Source organism: Halococcus sp. AFM35, from assembly GCF_051195015.1.
GTDB lineage: Archaea > Halobacteriota > Halobacteria > Halobacteriales > Halococcaceae > Halococcus.
In genome coordinates this window covers 105894-122477 of the sequence record NZ_JBNTJU010000001.1, presented here as the reverse complement: position 1 = coordinate 122477, position 16584 = coordinate 105894, and the positions used below count along the sequence as shown (strand labels likewise).

Annotated in this window: 15 protein-coding genes; 11 read left to right on the top strand and 4 right to left on the bottom strand. The window is 65.2% G+C overall.

Translation table 11 applies throughout. From position 1 onward, the window contains the following. Positions 1–54: 54 nt before the first annotated feature. The 10 genes from ACQUQO_RS00725 (at position 55) to ACQUQO_RS00680 (ending at position 12449) form a co-directional block, all read left to right on the top strand. Entirely contained in the window at positions 55–1518 is a 1464-nt protein-coding gene (locus ACQUQO_RS00725) for a DHH family phosphoesterase (protein WP_435076019.1), read from the top strand. Positions 1519–1649: 131 nt separating this feature from the next. After that, positions 1650–2450 carry a CBS domain-containing protein gene (locus ACQUQO_RS00720; RefSeq protein WP_435076017.1) on the top strand — a complete coding sequence of 267 codons (801 nt, stop codon included), beginning with the start codon at positions 1650–1652 and terminating at the stop codon, positions 2448–2450. A 62-nt stretch (positions 2451–2512) separates the two neighbouring features. After that, entirely contained in the window at positions 2513–4213 is a 1701-nt protein-coding gene (locus tag ACQUQO_RS00715; protein WP_435076016.1) for an acyl-CoA mutase large subunit family protein, read from the top strand. Between the two features lie 129 nt (positions 4214–4342). Continuing rightward, positions 4343–6322 (top strand): acetate--CoA ligase, encoded by a 1980-nt coding sequence (gene acs, locus ACQUQO_RS00710; RefSeq protein ID WP_435076015.1) that lies wholly within the window; start codon positions 4343–4345, stop codon positions 6320–6322. A gap of 167 nt (positions 6323–6489) precedes the next feature. Next, on the top strand, positions 6490–7914 hold the full coding sequence (locus ACQUQO_RS00705; protein ID WP_435076014.1) for a substrate-binding protein: 1425 nt from the start codon (positions 6490–6492) through the stop codon (positions 7912–7914). 131 nt (positions 7915–8045) lie between these two features. Next, complete coding sequence (locus ACQUQO_RS00700) at positions 8046–9011, top strand: branched-chain amino acid ABC transporter permease (RefSeq protein WP_435076013.1); 966 nt, start codon at positions 8046–8048, stop codon at positions 9009–9011. 99 nt (positions 9012–9110) lie between these two features. Further along, complete coding sequence (locus ACQUQO_RS00695; protein ID WP_435076012.1) at positions 9111–10226, top strand: branched-chain amino acid ABC transporter permease; 1116 nt, start codon at positions 9111–9113, stop codon at positions 10224–10226. Next, the gene (locus ACQUQO_RS00690; protein WP_435076011.1) at positions 10226–10987 is read left to right on the top strand and encodes an ABC transporter ATP-binding protein; all 762 of its coding nucleotides are present in this window, start codon (positions 10226–10228) and stop codon (positions 10985–10987) included. Before ACQUQO_RS00695 ends, ACQUQO_RS00690 begins: the two co-directional genes overlap by 1 nt. Continuing rightward, entirely contained in the window at positions 10984–11727 is a 744-nt protein-coding gene (locus ACQUQO_RS00685) for an ABC transporter ATP-binding protein (RefSeq protein ID WP_435076010.1), read from the top strand. The genes ACQUQO_RS00690 and ACQUQO_RS00685 overlap by 4 nt, the downstream gene beginning before the upstream one ends. Then, entirely contained in the window at positions 11727–12449 is a 723-nt protein-coding gene (locus tag ACQUQO_RS00680; RefSeq protein ID WP_435076009.1) for a thioredoxin family protein, read from the top strand. Before ACQUQO_RS00685 ends, ACQUQO_RS00680 begins: the two co-directional genes overlap by 1 nt. A gap of 2 nt (positions 12450–12451) precedes the next feature. Here ACQUQO_RS00680 and ACQUQO_RS00675 read toward each other — a convergent pair whose 3' ends face one another. Continuing rightward, positions 12452–12853 carry a universal stress protein gene (locus ACQUQO_RS00675; RefSeq protein WP_435076008.1) on the bottom strand — a complete coding sequence of 134 codons (402 nt, stop codon included), beginning with the start codon at positions 12851–12853 and terminating at the stop codon, positions 12452–12454. A gap of 51 nt (positions 12854–12904) precedes the next feature. Between ACQUQO_RS00675 and ACQUQO_RS00670 the strand changes: the two genes are divergently transcribed. Then, complete coding sequence (locus ACQUQO_RS00670; RefSeq protein WP_435076007.1) at positions 12905–13774, top strand: hypothetical protein; 870 nt, start codon at positions 12905–12907, stop codon at positions 13772–13774. On the opposite strand, the gene ACQUQO_RS00665 is transcribed toward ACQUQO_RS00670, so the two are convergent. The 3 genes from ACQUQO_RS00665 to ACQUQO_RS00655 all read right to left on the bottom strand — a co-directional run bounded on the left by ACQUQO_RS00665 (position 13768) and on the right by ACQUQO_RS00655 (position 16485). Beyond that, positions 13768–14151 (bottom strand): universal stress protein, encoded by a 384-nt coding sequence (locus ACQUQO_RS00665; protein WP_435076006.1) that lies wholly within the window; start codon positions 14149–14151, stop codon positions 13768–13770. The two genes, ACQUQO_RS00670 and ACQUQO_RS00665, sit on opposite strands and share 7 nt — an antisense overlap. A 38-nt stretch (positions 14152–14189) precedes the next feature. After that, positions 14190–14462, bottom strand: a complete 273-nt coding sequence (locus ACQUQO_RS00660; RefSeq protein WP_435076005.1) for a DUF7520 family protein — start codon at positions 14460–14462, stop codon at positions 14190–14192. Positions 14463–14652: 190 nt separating this feature from the next. Continuing rightward, positions 14653–16485 (bottom strand): cbb3-type cytochrome c oxidase subunit I, encoded by a 1833-nt coding sequence (locus ACQUQO_RS00655; RefSeq protein ID WP_435076205.1) that lies wholly within the window; start codon positions 16483–16485, stop codon positions 14653–14655. Positions 16486–16584 lie beyond the last annotated feature (99 nt).

Here is a 16584-nt window from a genome sequence, read left to right as displayed (position 1 = left end):
GGTTGCCGTCGCGCTTGCAGGAGGTTTTAACCGTCGCGGCACCCAGCCGTGGGCATGGTCTCGCGGCTCGTTCTGGGATGTGGCGCTGTCGGGCGGACGCTCGTGAGCGCGCTCGCCGACCGACGCGGGTCGGTGCTGGTCTGTTGTGAGAACGAACACCGCATCGAGACCCTCCGCAGCGACCGCGTCGCCGCCCGACGGGCCGACCCGACCGACCCCGAAACGTTCGCTGCGGTGGCGCGACCGGTCGACGTCGTCGTCGTGGCCAGCGACGACCCCGCGGTGAACCGGGCGGCCGCCGACCTCGCCCGCGAGCACTACCCCGACGCCTTCGTCCTCGCGTACGCGGGCAAGGAACCCGCTGCCGAGACGCGATTGGAAATCGAGTCGGTCGCCGACCGCGTCATCGACGGCGAGGCGACCGCCGCAGCCGACCTCGTCGAGCGCGTCGGCGAGGCGAGCATGCGGCCCCGACGGCTCCGGCGCGTGCTCCGTTCCATCGAGGGAGCGCTCGCGGTCGTCACCCACGACAACCCGGACCCCGACGCGATAGCGAGCGCGCTCGCCCTCGGTGAGATAGCGCGCACGACCGGCCGCGAGGCGGACATCTGCTATTTCGGCGAGATAACCCACCAGGAAAACCGTGCGCTGGTCAACGTCCTCGACGTCGACCTCCGCGAACTCGAACCGGGCGACATCGACGACTACGATGGGATTGCCCTCGTCGACCACTCCCGGCCGGGCGTCAACGACCAACTGCCCGAGGACACCCCGGTGGACGTGCTCATCGACCACCATCCACCGCGCGCGCCCGTCGAGGCACGCTTCGTCGACCTCCGTAGCGACGTCGGTGCGACGAGCACGCTCCTCGTGGAGTACCTCCGCCAGTTGGGCATCGATATCGACGAGACCGTCGCGACCGCGCTGCTGTACGGGATTCGCGTCGACACCGACGACTTCCGGCGCGAGGCCTCGACGGTGGATTTCGACGCCGCAGCCTTTCTGCTGCCCTTTACCGACGAGTCGGTGCTCGAACGGATAGCGACGCCGAGCATGAGCGCCGAGACCCTGGAATCGATGGGACGGGCGATCTCCAACCGCGAGGTCCGCGGGTCGGTGCTCGTGAGCCACATCGAGGATCTCCACGAGCGCGACGCGCTCGCCCAGTCGGCCGACCAACTGCTCGATATCGAGGGCATACGGACGACGCTGGTCTACGGCATCATCGACGGCACAGTGTACTGCTCGGGGCGGACCCGCGGGGCGGCCCTCGACATCGGCGAGACGCTGCGGGACGCCTTCGACCGGATCGGCAGCGGCGGCGGCCACGCCGACATGGCCGGCGCACAGATTCCCCTGGGACTGCTCGGCGAGAGCGACGAGACCGAACTCGCCGACATCGTCCACGACCTCATCGTCGAGCGCTTTTTCACCGCCATCGAGGCGCGCCCGAGCGTGCGCTCGGCCGACCAGTTCACCGAGGACGACCGCGAGGACTCCGGCCCGGCACGTGGTTGATACTGCCGGTTGGAGGTGATACTGGCCTCAATCGCGCTGCTTTCCGACGGTTTTTCGCATAGCGAATGGACTTCCTTCCGACCGACGGGACGAGCGGGAGGCTTTTGTCCGCCGACGGCGAGTGCTCACCAATGGCCGAAGGGAGCGAGAAACCGCGGGTCGAAGACTACATGACTCGTGAGGTCGCGACCGTCTCGCCGGACGACACGGTTGCGGCGGTCGCGCGCCGTATCGCCGGGAGCGAAGAACACAGTGGTCTGCCGGTCTGTGACGGCCGCAACTGCATCGGGTTCGTCAGCGCCCGCGACCTCCTGCTCGCCGACGACGACGCGCTCGTTTTTACTGTGATGAGCGAGGACTTGGTGGTCGCCCACCCGGAGATGGCCCTCAGCGACGCCGCGCGCGTCATCCTGCGCTCGGGTATCCAAAAGCTTCCAGTCGTCGACGACGCCGGCAACCTCATCGGCATCATCGCCAACACCGACGTCGTGCGCAGCCAGATCGAGCGCGCCACGCCCGAGAAGGTGGGAAAACTCTCACGCACGCTCGAAAACATCCACGACGTCACAACGAGCGAGCAGCGCCGGCGCGTCGCCCTCGACAGCCTGACGCCAACCCAGTCGAAGGTCTACGGCGACGAACTCGAAGGCCGGAGCTACGAACTCGAACATGGATTGACCGAACCCCTAGTGGTGATCGACAACGATGGGGAACTGCTGCTCGCCGACGGCCATCACAGAGTGAAAGCCGCCGCCCAGTCGGGCATCGATGAGATGGACGCCTACGTCATCGTGGTCGACGAGCGGGTCGAACTCGGCATGGCCGAGACCGCCCGCAACGAGGGTCTCTCGACCATTGCCGACATCGCGGTGGTCGATTACGCCCACCATCCGCTCATCGAGAGCGTCGAGCGCCTCCAGAACCACGAGTAGGCGGCCGCCGACTACTCCGCTGCCCGGAACCTTCATTGACGACCCCGGCAAACGTTGCGCGCATGTACGACGAGGAGGACCTCGAAGCCATTCGGGAAGACAAGGAGCGCTGGGCCGACGAGACCCTCGACCCCGTGCTCGACCGCCACGGCGAACGCCAAGAGAACTTCGCCACGGTCTCGAATCTCGAAGTCGACCGACTCTACACGCCCGAGGACGTTTCGGATATCGACTACGACGAGGATTTGGGATTTCCCGGCGAGGAACCCTATACCAGAGGAGTGTATCCGACGATGTACCGCGGGCGGACGTGGACGATGCGCCAGTTCGCCGGGTTCGGGACCGCCGAGGAGACCAACGAGCGCTTTCACTACCTCGTCGACGAGGGGCAAACTGGGCTCTCGACGGCCTTCGACATGCCGACGCTGATGGGCATCGATTCGGATGACCCGATGGCCGACGGCGAAGTCGGGAAAGAGGGCGTCGCCGTCGATACCCTCCGGGACATGGAAATCCTCTTCGACGGCATCGACCTCGAAGACGTTTCGACCTCGTTTACCATCAATCCGAGCGCCCCAGTCATCTATGCGATGTACGTCGCACTCGCCGACAAGCGCGGGGTTTCCCGCGAGAAGCTCCGCGGGACCATGCAGAACGACATGCTGAAGGAGTTCATCGCCCAGAAGGAGTGGGTCATCCCGCCCGACCCGTCGCTCGACCTCGTGACCGACACCATCGAGTTCGCCGTCGAGGAGACCTCCAACATCAAGCCCGTCTCGATTTCTGGCTATCACATCCGCGAAGCCGGCTCGACGGCGATTCAGGAACTCGCCTTCACGCTCGCCGACGGGTTCGCGTACGTCGAGGACGCGATGGAGCGCGGACTGGACATCGACGCGTTCGCCCCGCAACTGTCCTTTTTCTTCAACTCGCACAACTCGCTGTTCGAGGAGGTGGCGAAGTTCCGGGCCGCCCGGCGCATCTACGCGCGCGTGATGGACGAGTGGTACGGCGCTGCGGACCCGAAATCCAAACAGTTGAAATTCCATACCCAGACCGCCGGCCAGAGCCTCACCGCCCAGCAACCCCTGAACAACGTCGCACGGGTGACGGTGCAGGCGCTTGCGGGCGTTCTCGGCGGCACGCAGAGCCTCCATACGAACAGCTACGACGAGGCGCTTGCGCTGCCGAGTGAGCAAGCGGTACGGGTCGCGCTGCGCACCCAGCAGATAATCGCCGAGGAGTCTGGCGCGGCGGACATCGTCGACCCGCTCGGTGGAAGCTTCGCCGTCGAGAGCCTCACCGACGAGACCGAGGCAAAGGCGATGGCCTACATCGAGGAGATTCGGGAGATGGGCGACGGCTCGGTGCGCGATGGCGTGCTTGAAGGCATCGAACAAGGTTATTTCCACCGCGAGATTCAGGACGCCTCCTTCGAGTATCAAGAGCGCGTCGAGGAGGGCGAGGAGACGGTCGTGGGGGTCAACGCCTACGAGTCCGACGAAGACACCAAACCCGAGATGCTCCACGTCGATGAAGGGGTGCAAAAGCGCCAGCGCGAGCGCCTCACAGAGGTGAAGGCCGACCGCGACGACGCGGCCGTCGAGGACGCACTCGACACGCTCGGCGAGGTAGTCGAGAGCGGCGAGAACGCCATGCCGGCCATCGTCGAGGCGGTCAAAGTGGGCACGACGATGGGCGAGATCATGGAGCTGTTCGAGCGCCGCCACGGCTCCTACCGCGAGACCGTCGGCGTGGCCTGATTCGGGCGCGTCGACACGCGCTCGGCGTCTTTCGTCGGTCCAGTTTTCGTCGCCGTTCGCGGTCGAGTCGGTACTGGGACAACAATTATGTGCCACGGTGCCGTCGGCCACATTTGAGGACGACAATTCATGGCAACAGACGACGAGTTGACGATAGAATCACGGCTGGCCGAACAGGACTACTTCGAGCCACCGACGGCGTTCGTCGGGCAGGCGAACATGGCCGACCCGGCGGTCTACGACCGCTTCGACGAGTTCCCCGACGGGTTCGAGGAGTACGCAGAGATGCTCGATTGGGACGAGCGCTGGGATGAGGTGCTCGACGACTCGAACCCACCCTTCTACGAGTGGTTCGTCGGCGGGAAACTGAACGCCAGCCACAACTGTATCGACCGCCACCTCGACGAGCGCAAGAACCAGACCGCGCTGCTGTGGGAGGGCGAGGACGGCGAGCAGCGCAACGTCAGCTATCAGGACCTCTACCGCGAGGTCAACGCAATGGCCGCCGCACTACGGTCGGCGGGCGTCGAGGAGGACGACATCGTCACCATCCACCTCCCGATGGTGCCGGCGCTGCCCATCACGATGCTCGCGTGTGCACGCATCGGCGCACCGCACAGTGTGGTCTTCGCCGGATTTTCGGCGAGCGCGCTCGCCGAACGGGTCAACGACGCCGATTCGGACCACGTCGTCACCATCGACGGCTACTACCGCCGCGGCGATTTCCTCGAACACATCGAGAAGGCCGACGACGCGATGGACGAGATCGACGGCTCGCCCGAGGTGCTCGCATGGACGCGCCACGACGAACCACAGGTTGACGTCAGCGACGACTACACGATGGTCGACGACCTTCTCGAAGACCACCGGGGCCAACGGGTGGAGCCGGTCAGCCGCGACGCCGAGGACCCGCTCTTTCTCATGTACACCTCGGGGACGACGGGCAAGCCGAAGGGCTGCCAGCACCGGACAGGAGGGTATCTCGCGTATGCGACGGGCACCGCGAACTACGTCGAGGACATCAAGCCGGGCGACACCTACTGGTGTTCTGCTGACATCGGCTGGATCACCGGCCACAGCTACATCGTCTACGGGCCGCTCGCGCTCGGCACCACCTCGGTGATGTACGAGGGCACGCCCGACTACCCGCACAAGGGTCGGACGTGGGAGATCGCCGAGAAGTACGACGTCGACATCTTCCACACCTCGCCGACGGCGGTCCGGCAGTTCATGAAGTGGGGTGAGGAGGAACTGGAGGGCTACGATTTCGACTTCCGACACATGACGACCGTCGGCGAGCCGATCCAGCCCGAGGCGTGGCTGTGGTACTATCAGCACATCGGCGACGAGGACGCCGTCATCGTCGACACGTGGTGGCAGACCGAAAACGGCGGGCACATGATTACCAATCTGCCGGCGATTCAGGACATGAAACCCGGCAGCGCCGGCCACCCGGCCCCGGGAATCGAACCGGCCATTCTCGACGACGAGGGCACCGAAATCGCGGCCGAATCCGGCGAGGCGGGCAATCTCGCCATCACGCGGCCGTGGCCAGGCATGCTCCAGACCATCTACGGCAACGATGAACGGTTCATCGAGGAGTACTGGGAACGCTTCTCAAATACGGACTCCGACGACACCGACGACTGGATATACGAGGCGGGCGACGCGGCCGTGCAGGGAACCGACGGCTACTACCGCATCCTCGGCCGCCTCGACGACGTGATGAACGTCGCCGGCCACCGGTTGGGAACGATGGAGCTCGAAAGCGCGGTCGCGGAGGTCGAGGACGTCGCCGAGGCGGCGGTCGCCGCGCGTGACGACGCCGAGAAAGGTCAGGTGCCCGATATCTACGTCACCGTCAGGGAAGGTGTCGAGGAGAGCGAGGAACTGCGCGAGCGCATCGTCGAATCGGTCGAGGAGGGCATTGGCAAGTTCGCTCGGCCGTCGAACGTGCTGTTCGTCGACGAACTGCCGAAGACACGTTCGGGCAAGATCATGCGCCGGCTCCTGGAGGACATCTCCAACGACGAGGAGCTCGGCAACACGAGCACGCTCGCCGACCCGAGCGTGCCCGAGACGATTCGCGACCAGATACAGGCCGACTGAAACGCGGCCGAAAACCGCACCGGCGACGGCGCATTATTATCAAATATACAGTATTAGAGTAAAAACATCCGTCAGTAGCCAGCAAAAAGCTCTTGTGTTGTGATCTTTCGCCGTCAGTCATTTTCGAGCATCGAAACCGTTATTAGGACTCCTTCATAGTCGATACCATGTCCCAAGATGACATGGTCCGCGACCGCCGGGATGTGCTGAAACTCACCGGAGCAGCGGGAACCGCCGGCATCGCTGGACTCGCAGGATGTCTCGGCGGTAGCGGCGGTGGTGGCGGCGGTAGCGGGAACGGGAGCGGTGGCGGGAACGGGAGCGGTGGCGGGAACGGGAGCGGCGGTGGAAACGGGAGCGGCGGTGGCGGGAACTATCCTTCCATCGGGAACTTCCCCGTCGAGGGAGATACCGCGACCTTCGGGTTCACCGTTCCGCTGAGCGGTTCGTATCAGGAGGAAGGACAGGACGAGCTTCGGGCGTACAAACTCGCCGTGAAACATCTCAACAACGGCGGCGGCTGGGTCAATCTATGGGGGGACGTGAGCGGCAACGGGGTTCTCGGCAAGCAGATAGACTACGTGAAAGGTGATACAGCGACGGACCCCGACACGGCGCGCAACGCCGCACGGACGATGATCAGCCAGGACAACGTCATCATGTTCACCGGCGGCTCCTCAAGCGCGGTAGCGGTCGCACTGGAGAGCCTCGCCCAACAGGAGAAGGTGCAGTATCAGTGCTGTCTGACTCACTCGAACGCCACCACCGGTTCGGACTGCCGGCGGTACGGCTTCCGCGAGGTGTTCAACGCCTACCACACGGCGAAAGCGCTCGTGCCGCCGGTCACGAAGGCCTACGGGAAGAACAAGAAGTTCTTCCAGATGTACGCTGACTACACGTGGGGCCAGACCGTCCAGTCCTCGATGAAGCGGTTCTTCGAGGAGGCGGGCTGGTCGCAGGTCGCCTCGGTCCCGACCGAACTCGGGACCTCGGACTTCTCGACGGTGCTCTCGGAGGCACAGAGTTCCGAAGCATCAGTGCTGTTCGTCGTCGAGTACGGTCTCGACGGCGCGAACGCGCTGAGTCAGGCCCAGAACATGGGTCTCACCGAGCAGATGGAACTCGTCGTGCCGTTGTACAACCAGCTGGTGGCCGACGGCGCGCCGAAGGCGATTCCGGGCGTCTACGGCACCGTCGCGTGGGACTCGGAGATCGACAACAAGCCATCGCGGACGTTCACGAAGGCGTTCCGAAACGAGTACGACCGCACGCCGTCGGGACCGGCCCAGCTCGCCTACGCCCAGACCTTCCAGTACGCGGCGGCCGCAGAGCGCGCCGGCACGTTCTACCCGCCGGAGGTCATCAAGCAGCTCGAAGGCTACCAGTACGACAACGCGGGTATGGGGAAGGAGACGATGCGCAAGTGCGACCACCAAGCCCAGCGGAAAGTGCCGGTCGCGCAGGGACGACCGGAGAACAAACAGCAGCCGGGCAACCGGCTGAAGGTCACCGACCTCGTCTCGCGCCAGGACGTCGTCTATCCCTGTGATGGGGGACCGGCGGCCGAATGTCAGCTCGGCTCCTACGAGTAGAGGGGACGAACGACCATCCACCGGGACGGACAGCGAGCCATCTGCAACTACATGAAACCGAAACCCACCACACGGACCGTTCGCACCGACGACCGAAAGCACCGAACCGACCGCTCGAATCGGGTGAGTCGATGACTCTCCTCACGGACGTGGCGCGGCTTCTGGTTCAGGGTCTCCAGCAGGGGTCGATATACATCCTGCTCGCGGTCGGTCTCTCGATAATCCTCGGCACGCTCAAATTCGTGAACTTCGCCCACGGCGCGCTGTACCTCATCGGTCTCTACGTCGGCATGTTGGTCGCCCAGACGACGACCGTTCGCGGACAGGTCGCCGAGTGGGGGTTCTCGACAGTGGGTCTCGACTGGGGGTTTCTGGCCGCGCTCGTCATCGCACCGCTGGTCGTGTTCGTGGTCGGGCTGGCGATGGAACGGTTCGTCGCGCGGCCGTTCTACGGCCGGTCGGACGTCGACCAGATACTGTTCACGTTCGGTCTCGCCATCGTCATCCAGCAGCTGTTTCGGGTGCTGTTCAGCGGGTCGAGCTACTCGCTTGCCCGTCCCGCGTGGGCGCAGGGCACCGTTCCGCTCCCCATCGTCGGGGGCTTCGCGGCGTGGCGGCTGTTCATCATCGGTATCACTGCGGTGCTGGTGCTTGGCGTGTTCGCGCTCATCGAGTTCACGGACTTCGGGCTGGTGGTGCGTGCGGGCACACAGGACGCCGAGATGGTGCAGCTTCTGGGCATCGAAATCGAGCGCGCATATCTCATCGTCTTCGCCATCGGTGCGGCGCTCGCGGGCATCGCGGGCGTTCTCAGCGGTCCCATCGGGCAGGTCAACCCCACGGTCGGCACCGACATCCTCGTGCCGGCGTTCATCGTCGTCGTTATCGGTGGGCTGGGCAGCATCCGCGGGGCGGTACTCGGCGGGCTGATTCTCGGGTTCACCGAGGCGTTTTTCGTCCTCTGGTCGCTGTCGATTCCCTCCCTCGGCATCGAGTACGGTTTGAGCCAGTGGGCACCGGTCGCCATCTACGTCATCGCCGCCATCATCCTGCTGGTCCGTCCGCAGGGCTTGCTCGGCAGGGAGGTCGATATCTGATGGTGGCGAACGCACGCGGTCGTCGCCACGGGGTGGCACGGATGAGTAGCGTCGAAGCTCCGCTTCGGCCAACGAACGGCGACCACGCGGGTGGTCGCCGTGAGTGACGAGGGCGCAAGCGCCGGCGAGGGCAAGACGTTCGGCAGCGTCGCCCAGCAGGTCCGGAACCGGTGGTCGGCCGTGATAAGCGGCGAGGCGACCGTCGTCCTCCTCACCGTCGTCGGGGTCGTCCTCTTTCCGTATCTGTTCGTGCGCGCGCCGGTCATCGGCGACGTCCTCAACGGCACGCAGTCGCTCGCCGGGCTGATACTCATCTGGGGGATTTTCGCGCTCGGGTTCGACTTATTGCTCGGGCGGACGGGTCTGCTCTCGTTTGGCCACGCCGCGCTCTGGGGAGCCGGAGCCTACGGGGCCGGGTGGGTCATCGTCAACGTCACCGCCGCGCCGCTGGTCGCGCTGGTCGTCGGGACGGTCCTCGCTATCGTGCTCTCGTGGCTCATCGGCTGGCTCTCGCTGCGCCGGGGCGGCATCTACTTCGCCATCCTGACGCTCGCGTTCGGCCAGATGATATACTACACCGCCCTCGGGCCGGCCGCGGGCATCACCGGCGGCGACAACGGTCTCACGGGTGTCGACCCCGGACCGCTGCTCGGAACGTTCACCCTCGACAGCGAACTGCCGTCGATGGCCGGCACGCTGCTCGGAAACTGGATATACGTGCTCGTCGCCACGGTGCTCGTGCTGTCGGTGGTGGCCGTGCTCCGGATCCTGAACTCGCCGTATGGGACCGTGTTCCGCGCCATCCGGGAGAACGAACAGCGCGCGGAGTTCGTCGGGCTGAACACGTGGCGCTACAAGCTGATGGCGTTCGTTCTCTCTGGCACCTTCGCCGGCGTCGCGGGGGCGCTATTTGCGATTCACAGCCAGTACGTCCCGCTGTCGTCGCTGTACTGGGAGACCAGCGGCGAGGTCGTCATCATGACGGTGCTCGGCGGCGTCGGCACGCTGTTCGGCCCGATATTCGGCGCGGGGCTGTATCTCTATGTCGAAATCATCGTCGGTAACGGCCACCCGTTCGACTGGCTCGTCCCGTACTGGCATCTCGTGCTCGGCATCGTCTTCGTCGCGGTCGTCGTCCTGCTGCCCGAGGGCATCTGGGGTGGCGTCCGCACCCTTCGGGAGTGGGTCGGCACGCGACTGCGGGGTGAGCGGTGATGGCGCTGCTCGAAACCAGCGGGCTGACCAAGCGGTTCAACGGTCTCACGGCCGTCGATGGGGTCGACCTCGCCATCGAAGCCGGCGAGCGCGTCAGCGTCATCGGGCCGAACGGCGCGGGCAAGACCACGCTCATCAGCCTCATCACGCGCCAGCTCGACCGTACCGAGGGCGAAATCGTCTTCCATGGTGAATCGATCACCGACGACGCGCCCCACGAAATCGTCCAGCGAGGCATCAGCAAGTCCTTCCAGACCGCCTCCATCTTCCCCGACTTACCTGTGGAGGAAAACGCCCGCATCGCGGCCATCGCCGCCGAAAACGGCTCGTTTCGGTTCGACTTCTTCAGACACGAGCAGAGCTATCCCGGAATCGCGGACGCAGCGCGCGAGACGCTCCAGTCGGTGGGGCTGTGGGACCAACGCGAGACGGCGGCGAAGAACCTCCCCTATGGCGACAAGCGCCGACTGGAACTCGGCATCGCGCTGGCCGCCGAACCGGAGCTGCTGTTGATGGACGAACCCACCGCCGGGATGAGTCCCGAGGAGACGAACGCGACCGTAGAGCTCATCGAATCGGTCAAAGAGGAGTTCGGTCTCACCTTTGTGCTGGTCGAACACGACATGGAGATCGTCTTCAACGTCTCCGACCGCATCGTCGTGCTCAATCGGGGGCGGGTCATCGCGGAGGGACCGCCCGACGATATCCGCGAAAACGAGGACGTACAGGCGGCGTATCTCGGCGGGGGTGGTGAAGCGTGAGCCTGCTCGAACTCGACGCCGTCGATGCCCACTACGGCGAGAGTCACATCCTCCGTGACGTCTCCATGAGCGTCGAGGAGGGCGAAATCTGTGCGCTGCTCGGGCGCAACGGGGCCGGCAAAACGACGACGCTGCGGTCGATTGCCGGCACGACACCGCCCGAGGTGCGGGACGGTACCGTCACGTTCGCTGGCGAGGAGATAACGGGTATGGCGGCCGAGGACATCTCCGTGCGCGGCATCTCGCTCGTGCCCGAGGAGCGCCGCGTCTTCCCCGACGAGACCGTCGGCGAGAACCTCCACATCGCCGAGACCGTCCGCGCGCTGCCGAACCGCATCGGGCGGTCGCTCGGCTTCGACGGGGAGGCGATGTCGGACGCGGAGGTCTTCGAGTTCTTCCCACGGCTCGAAGAGCGCCGGGACCAGAAGGCGGGCACCCTCTCGGGCGGCGAACAGCAGATGCTCGCCATCGGCCGCGCGCTCAAACAGCACACCGACCTCCTGATGCTCGACGAACCCTACGAGGGGCTGGCCCCGCAGATCATCGACGCCGTCGAGGCGGCCATCGACCGCATCCACGAGGACGGAACCACCGTCCTGCTGGTCGAACAGAACGCCATCGCGGCGATGAACCTCGCCGACCGGTGTTACGTCCTCGACCAGGGTGAGATCGTCTTCGAGGGCAGCGCCGAGGAGTTGAGCGACGACGACCGCACTCGCGAGCGGTACCTCGGTGTCTGATGGCCGACCACGACCACACCGACGCGATGGACGGGCCGGTGGCGAACGGTGGGATGGACGCCGAACGACTCGTCGCAGCACTCGTCGACGGCGGCGTGCTGTCGCTCGATGCGGACGGCACCGCCGCGACGACCACCGCCTTCGAGGACACCCGCGGCATCTATCACGACAGCTACGCATCGGTTCCCGAAAGCGACTACCACGAGGCGGTCGCCGACGCCTTCGGGTTCGAATCGACCGAACGAGCCGCGGCCCGCATCGACGCGCTCGGCGTCACCCGCGAGGAGTTCATCGCGTTCCTCGCACTCGATTCGGAACTCGATGAGGGGTACTCGACCGCGACGCTCGCGCGGATGGCGGCGGTCGTCACGGAACTCGATCCGGAAACGCCCGTCCCCGAGGACGTCGAGACGCTGACCGACGAGACCTACCCGGCGTTCGTGGCCGACCACGACCGCGCAATCGTCACCGTCTGGAAACACCACTGTGACCCCTGCGAAGCAATGAAAGAGGAGCTGGACGCCATCCTGGAGCGGATACCGGATGGCGTCGCCGTCGGCGGCATCGACGGCAAACATGCGCCCTCCTTTCGCCGCGCGTACGACGTCGATGCGGCCCCGGCGATGGTGTTGTTCGAGAACGGCGAACTCCGGGAGGGGTTCACCGGCCGGGCGACGCCCGACCGTGCCGCGGCGGCGTGTGTGGAGGCGTACGAGTCGTGAGCCTACGCACCGGGACCCGACCCCGTTATCTGCACGGGACGGTCGGCACTGAGAATCAACGACTGGGCGACGCTGCCGAACAGCGCCTTGCCCGCGGGGCTTCGCTTCCGCCCGCCGATGTAGATGGTATCGGCGTCGTGCTCGTCGGCCACCCGGAGAATCGCGTCGGTCGGGTCGCCGCTCTCGCCGACGACCGACGCCTCGATATCGGCGTCGTCGAGCGCATCGAGTGCGCGCCGAACGGACGTGACCTGTGTCGCGGACGCCCCGGACGGGTTGTCGCCGAAGACGTGACAGACGGTGACGTGGACGCTCTCGGCGGCCGCCGGCAATGCGGTGACGGCTGCAATCAGCCTGTCGAGACCCGTTCCGTCCGCATCGACACACAGCAGGACGTCGTACATGGGCGGGACTGCGGGGAGTGATGACTTAGCTGTTGTGACGAACGGGGCACGATGACGCGACCATCACGAGTCGATGGAATCGGACGTCAGGCCGCGGCCGTGGCGCTCGTGGTGTTGGTCGTGCTCTCCGGGTGCAGCGCCATCCTCGATGACGATAGCCAGAAGACGGCAACGCTCACCCCAGCAGCCGTGCCGACCGACCAACCGACGCCCACGCCCGCCCCGCGACTCGCACCGGGACTCACGGCGGCGCGCGTCGAGAACGCCAGCGCGCTCGCGGCGGCACACGACGCTACCCTCGACGGCACGTCGTTCACCGTTCGTGAAACGACGGTCTATCGAGCCGCAAACGGGACGACGATTCGTCGAGTGACGAGCGTGACTCGGGTCGGCGGCGACGGGCGAGTCAGCGTCACGAGGCGATGGAACGGAGCAACGACGCTGCGGCGCAGTGTGTCCTATTTCGACGGGACACGCCGACTGGTGGCGACAACCAGGGACGGCGAGACGACCTACCGCCGAACGCCGGCAACGGCCACCGAACCAATCGCTGCCGAGACGGATCGCAAACGGATAGCGCGAACGTTCACCGTCGCCGAGGTACACGTCGCCGACCGCATCGAGAGCCGTGAGACGACGGCGTATCGTCTCGTTCCGGACGAACGACCAAGCGCCACGCCCGGCCGGTCGGTTCGTGTCCATGCCACCGTCACCGCTCGCGGTCTGGTTCGCAACTACACGCTCGACCAGCGACTCAGCGGTCGAGCTGACGACGTGTCGTCCATCCACGTTTCGACGCACTATGCCGCCATCGGCTCGACGGCCGTCGAGCGACCCGCGTGGTACGAGCGGGCGATGGCCGAGACGAACACGACGGTCAACGCTGCCACGAGGCACATGAGTCACGGTGGCCGTCAGTAATCGCCGGGTTCGCCCGCGACCAACACCGGGCGGTCGGTGTTGACCATGACCGACTGCGCGCCGCTTCTGAGCTGTGCCTTCCCGGCCGGCGAGCGCTGTCGGCCGCCGACACAGATGAGGTCGGCCTCGCGGTCGGTCGCTATCTCGACGAGCGCGGTCGGCGGGTCGGTGGATACCGTCTCGACGGTGCTGTCGATGTCGTGCTCGTCGAAAAACGAGACGACCCGAGCGGTGTCCGGCGTATCGGCGGATGAACCGCCCGCCTGTACCACCACGACCGCGAGTGATTCCGGCGGTGCGGGCAGGTCGGCGATGGCGTGGGCCTTTCGCAGCGTGCGCTCGTGGTCGGTACCGACACCCATGACGACGGTGTACATGGTGAAGCCATCGGGGCGCGCCGCCTTACCGGTCTCGATTAGCCGTAGCGCCGAGCGATGAACCGAACGGCGAGCAGGAGCACCCCGAGGATGGTCGCAAGCGTCACCATCCCGTAGACCGCGAGACCGAGGGGGGTCGGCGGCATCTCGATGAGGAAAAACAGCCGGACCGAGCGGAGCGCGTTCGGGCCGACCATCCCGAGGAGAAATCCCATCACTCCGGCGATGCCGACGGCAACGAGATAGATGACGAACACGACGCTCCGGCCGCTGTAGTCCGCTTGCCCTCGGCGTGTTGGAGTCTCGGACACGCGACTCCTACCGCTCGCCGGAAGATTAGCCTTTTGTCCGCGTGTCCGCTACTCGCGCCATGAACGAAAAGGAAGTCCTCTTGGTCGTGCTTGCGGGCATCGCAACGCTGATGGCGGTCATGGCCGTCGTCCTCGTCGCTACCAGTTGAATCGCTGAAAAAATCGAACGGTTCGAGAGGAGTTCGACCGGCTATTCGGCGTCGGTTGCGTCAACGTTCTCGCCACCGTCGGTTCTGGCCGCGTCCTCCTCGCTTCCAGAAGACTTGCTTCGTTCGTCCGGCGAGGATCGCGCGCCCTCGGCACGCTCACCGCCGTCGGCGATGGCCGTCTCCATGCGGCGCTCGTTCCACGCCCATTCGTTGGTGAACTGGTTGGTCTCCTTCAAGTCCCACGGGTCGTTGGTGTCGAGGGTGGGCGCTTCGTACCACGACTGGACGATGTTCCAGATCCAGATTATCTGACCGACCAGCAGGATGAACGCGCCGAGGGTCGCCAGCTGGTGGAAGACCGTTATCATCTCCTGGGGACCGACGCCGAAGGTGTAGGTCGCATACCGTCGCGGCATGCCGAGATAGCCGAGCAGCAACATCGCAAAGAAGGTGAGGTTCGTCCCGATCATCGACAGCCAGAAGTGCCACTTCGCGAGGCGTTGCTGGTACATCTTGCCGGTGAAGATGGGGAACCAGTAGTAGATGCCGGCGAACACCGCGAAGCCGATGAGACCCATGATGATGTAGTGGAAATGACCGACGATGTAGTAGGTGTCGTGCAGCACGAGGTCGATGGGGATGGCCGCGACGAACACGCCCGTGACGCCGCCGAAGATGAAGTTCGAGATAGCACCGATACAGAACAGCATCGGTGCAGTGAGGTTGAGGCTCCCGCCCCAGAGCGTGGTCGTCCAGTTGAACACCTTCACGGCGCTCGGAATGGCGATGGCCAGCGAGACGGCCATGAAGCTCGCGCGGATGCGGGGGTCGATACCCGTCGCGAACATGTGGTGTGCCCAGACGCCAAAGGAGAGGACGCCGATGGCCAGCGTCGAGTAGACGATGAACTTGAAGCCGAACAGCTTTCGTCCGGCGAACTTCGGGATGATCAGGCTCAACAGCCCCATCGGCGGTAACACGAGGATGTAGACCTCGGGGTGGCCGAAGAACCAAAAGAGGTGTTGCCAGAGTATCGGGCCGCCACCCTCCGCGAGGAAGAACGTCGTGCCGAGGTTGCGGTCGAACAGCAGCATGATGAGCGCGCTGCCCAACAGGGGAAAGGCGAAGAGAATCAGCCCCGACTGGGTGAGCATCGTCCAACTGAAGATGTCGAGGTTCGCCCAGTTGACGTCGCTACCGCGCTCGCTGAAGATGGTGGCGATGAAGTTTATCGCGCCCATCGTCGCCGAGATACCCGTGAGATGTAGCCCCAAGAGCATGAAATCGACGCCCAGCCCGGAGACCCCACCCTGCGTACCGGTGCCGACGCCGGCCGACAGTGGCGTGTACATCGTCCACGCGGTCTGTGCGGGCTGAATGTCGGTAAACGGCGTGACGAAGAAGCCGGCCCAGACCAACAGCGCCCCCGGCGGGAGCATCCAAAAGGCGATGGCGTTGATGCGTGGGAAGGCCATGTCGTCGGCGTCGATAAGCAGCGGGATGAAGTAGTTACCGAAGGCCGACAGTATCGGGGTGCCGAACAGGAACAGCATCGTGATACCGTGGCTGGTCATCAACGAATTGTAGAACTGCGCGCCGATGATGTCCTCGGCGGGCGCGAGGAGTTCGGTCCGCATCAGGATGACCATGATGCCACCGACGGCGAACGCGATGGTGGCATAGACGCCATAGAGGAGACCGATGTCCTTGTGGTCGACGGTCGTCAACCAGCGGATGAGGCCGCCGGGTTTCTCTTCGTGTGCGTAGTCGCTCTCCTCGCCAACGGCACCGCCACCGCCGGCAAGCGGCGTGTACGAGCGCCAGTCCTCGATGCGGCTGAGCCAGACGGCCACGCCCGCCAGGAACAGCCCCATCAACACTGTCAGGGCCAACTGGGCTTCTACCATGCATCGTGGTGGAACCCACAGGGTAAAGAATCCTTAGATTCCGGCCGCCCCCGGACGCCAATCGCA

Coding starts and splice junctions, on each gene's coding strand:
- ACQUQO_RS00725 (WP_435076019.1), top strand. CDS start 55: ATGGTCTCGCGGCTCGTTCTGGGATGTGGCGCTGTCGGGCGGACGCTC.
- ACQUQO_RS00720 (WP_435076017.1), top strand. CDS start 1,650: ATGGCCGAAGGGAGCGAGAAACCGCGGGTCGAAGACTACATGACTCGT.
- ACQUQO_RS00665 (WP_435076006.1), bottom strand. CDS start 14,151: ATGTACACCGTCGTCATGGGTGTCGGTACCGACCACGAGCGCACGCTG.
- ACQUQO_RS00655 (WP_435076205.1), bottom strand. CDS start 16,485: ATGGGGCTGTTCCTGGCGGGCGTGGCCGTCTGGCTCAGCCGCATCGAG.
- ACQUQO_RS00675 (WP_435076008.1), bottom strand. CDS start 12,853: ATGTACGACGTCCTGCTGTGTGTCGATGCGGACGGAACGGGTCTCGAC.
- ACQUQO_RS00715 (WP_435076016.1), top strand. CDS start 2,513: ATGTACGACGAGGAGGACCTCGAAGCCATTCGGGAAGACAAGGAGCGC.
- ACQUQO_RS00700 (WP_435076013.1), top strand. CDS start 8,046: ATGACTCTCCTCACGGACGTGGCGCGGCTTCTGGTTCAGGGTCTCCAG.
- ACQUQO_RS00690 (WP_435076011.1), top strand. CDS start 10,226: ATGGCGCTGCTCGAAACCAGCGGGCTGACCAAGCGGTTCAACGGTCTC.
- acs (WP_435076015.1), top strand. CDS start 4,343: ATGGCAACAGACGACGAGTTGACGATAGAATCACGGCTGGCCGAACAG.
- ACQUQO_RS00680 (WP_435076009.1), top strand. CDS start 11,727: ATGGCCGACCACGACCACACCGACGCGATGGACGGGCCGGTGGCGAAC.
- ACQUQO_RS00705 (WP_435076014.1), top strand. CDS start 6,490: ATGTCCCAAGATGACATGGTCCGCGACCGCCGGGATGTGCTGAAACTC.
- ACQUQO_RS00670 (WP_435076007.1), top strand. CDS start 12,905: ATGACGCGACCATCACGAGTCGATGGAATCGGACGTCAGGCCGCGGCC.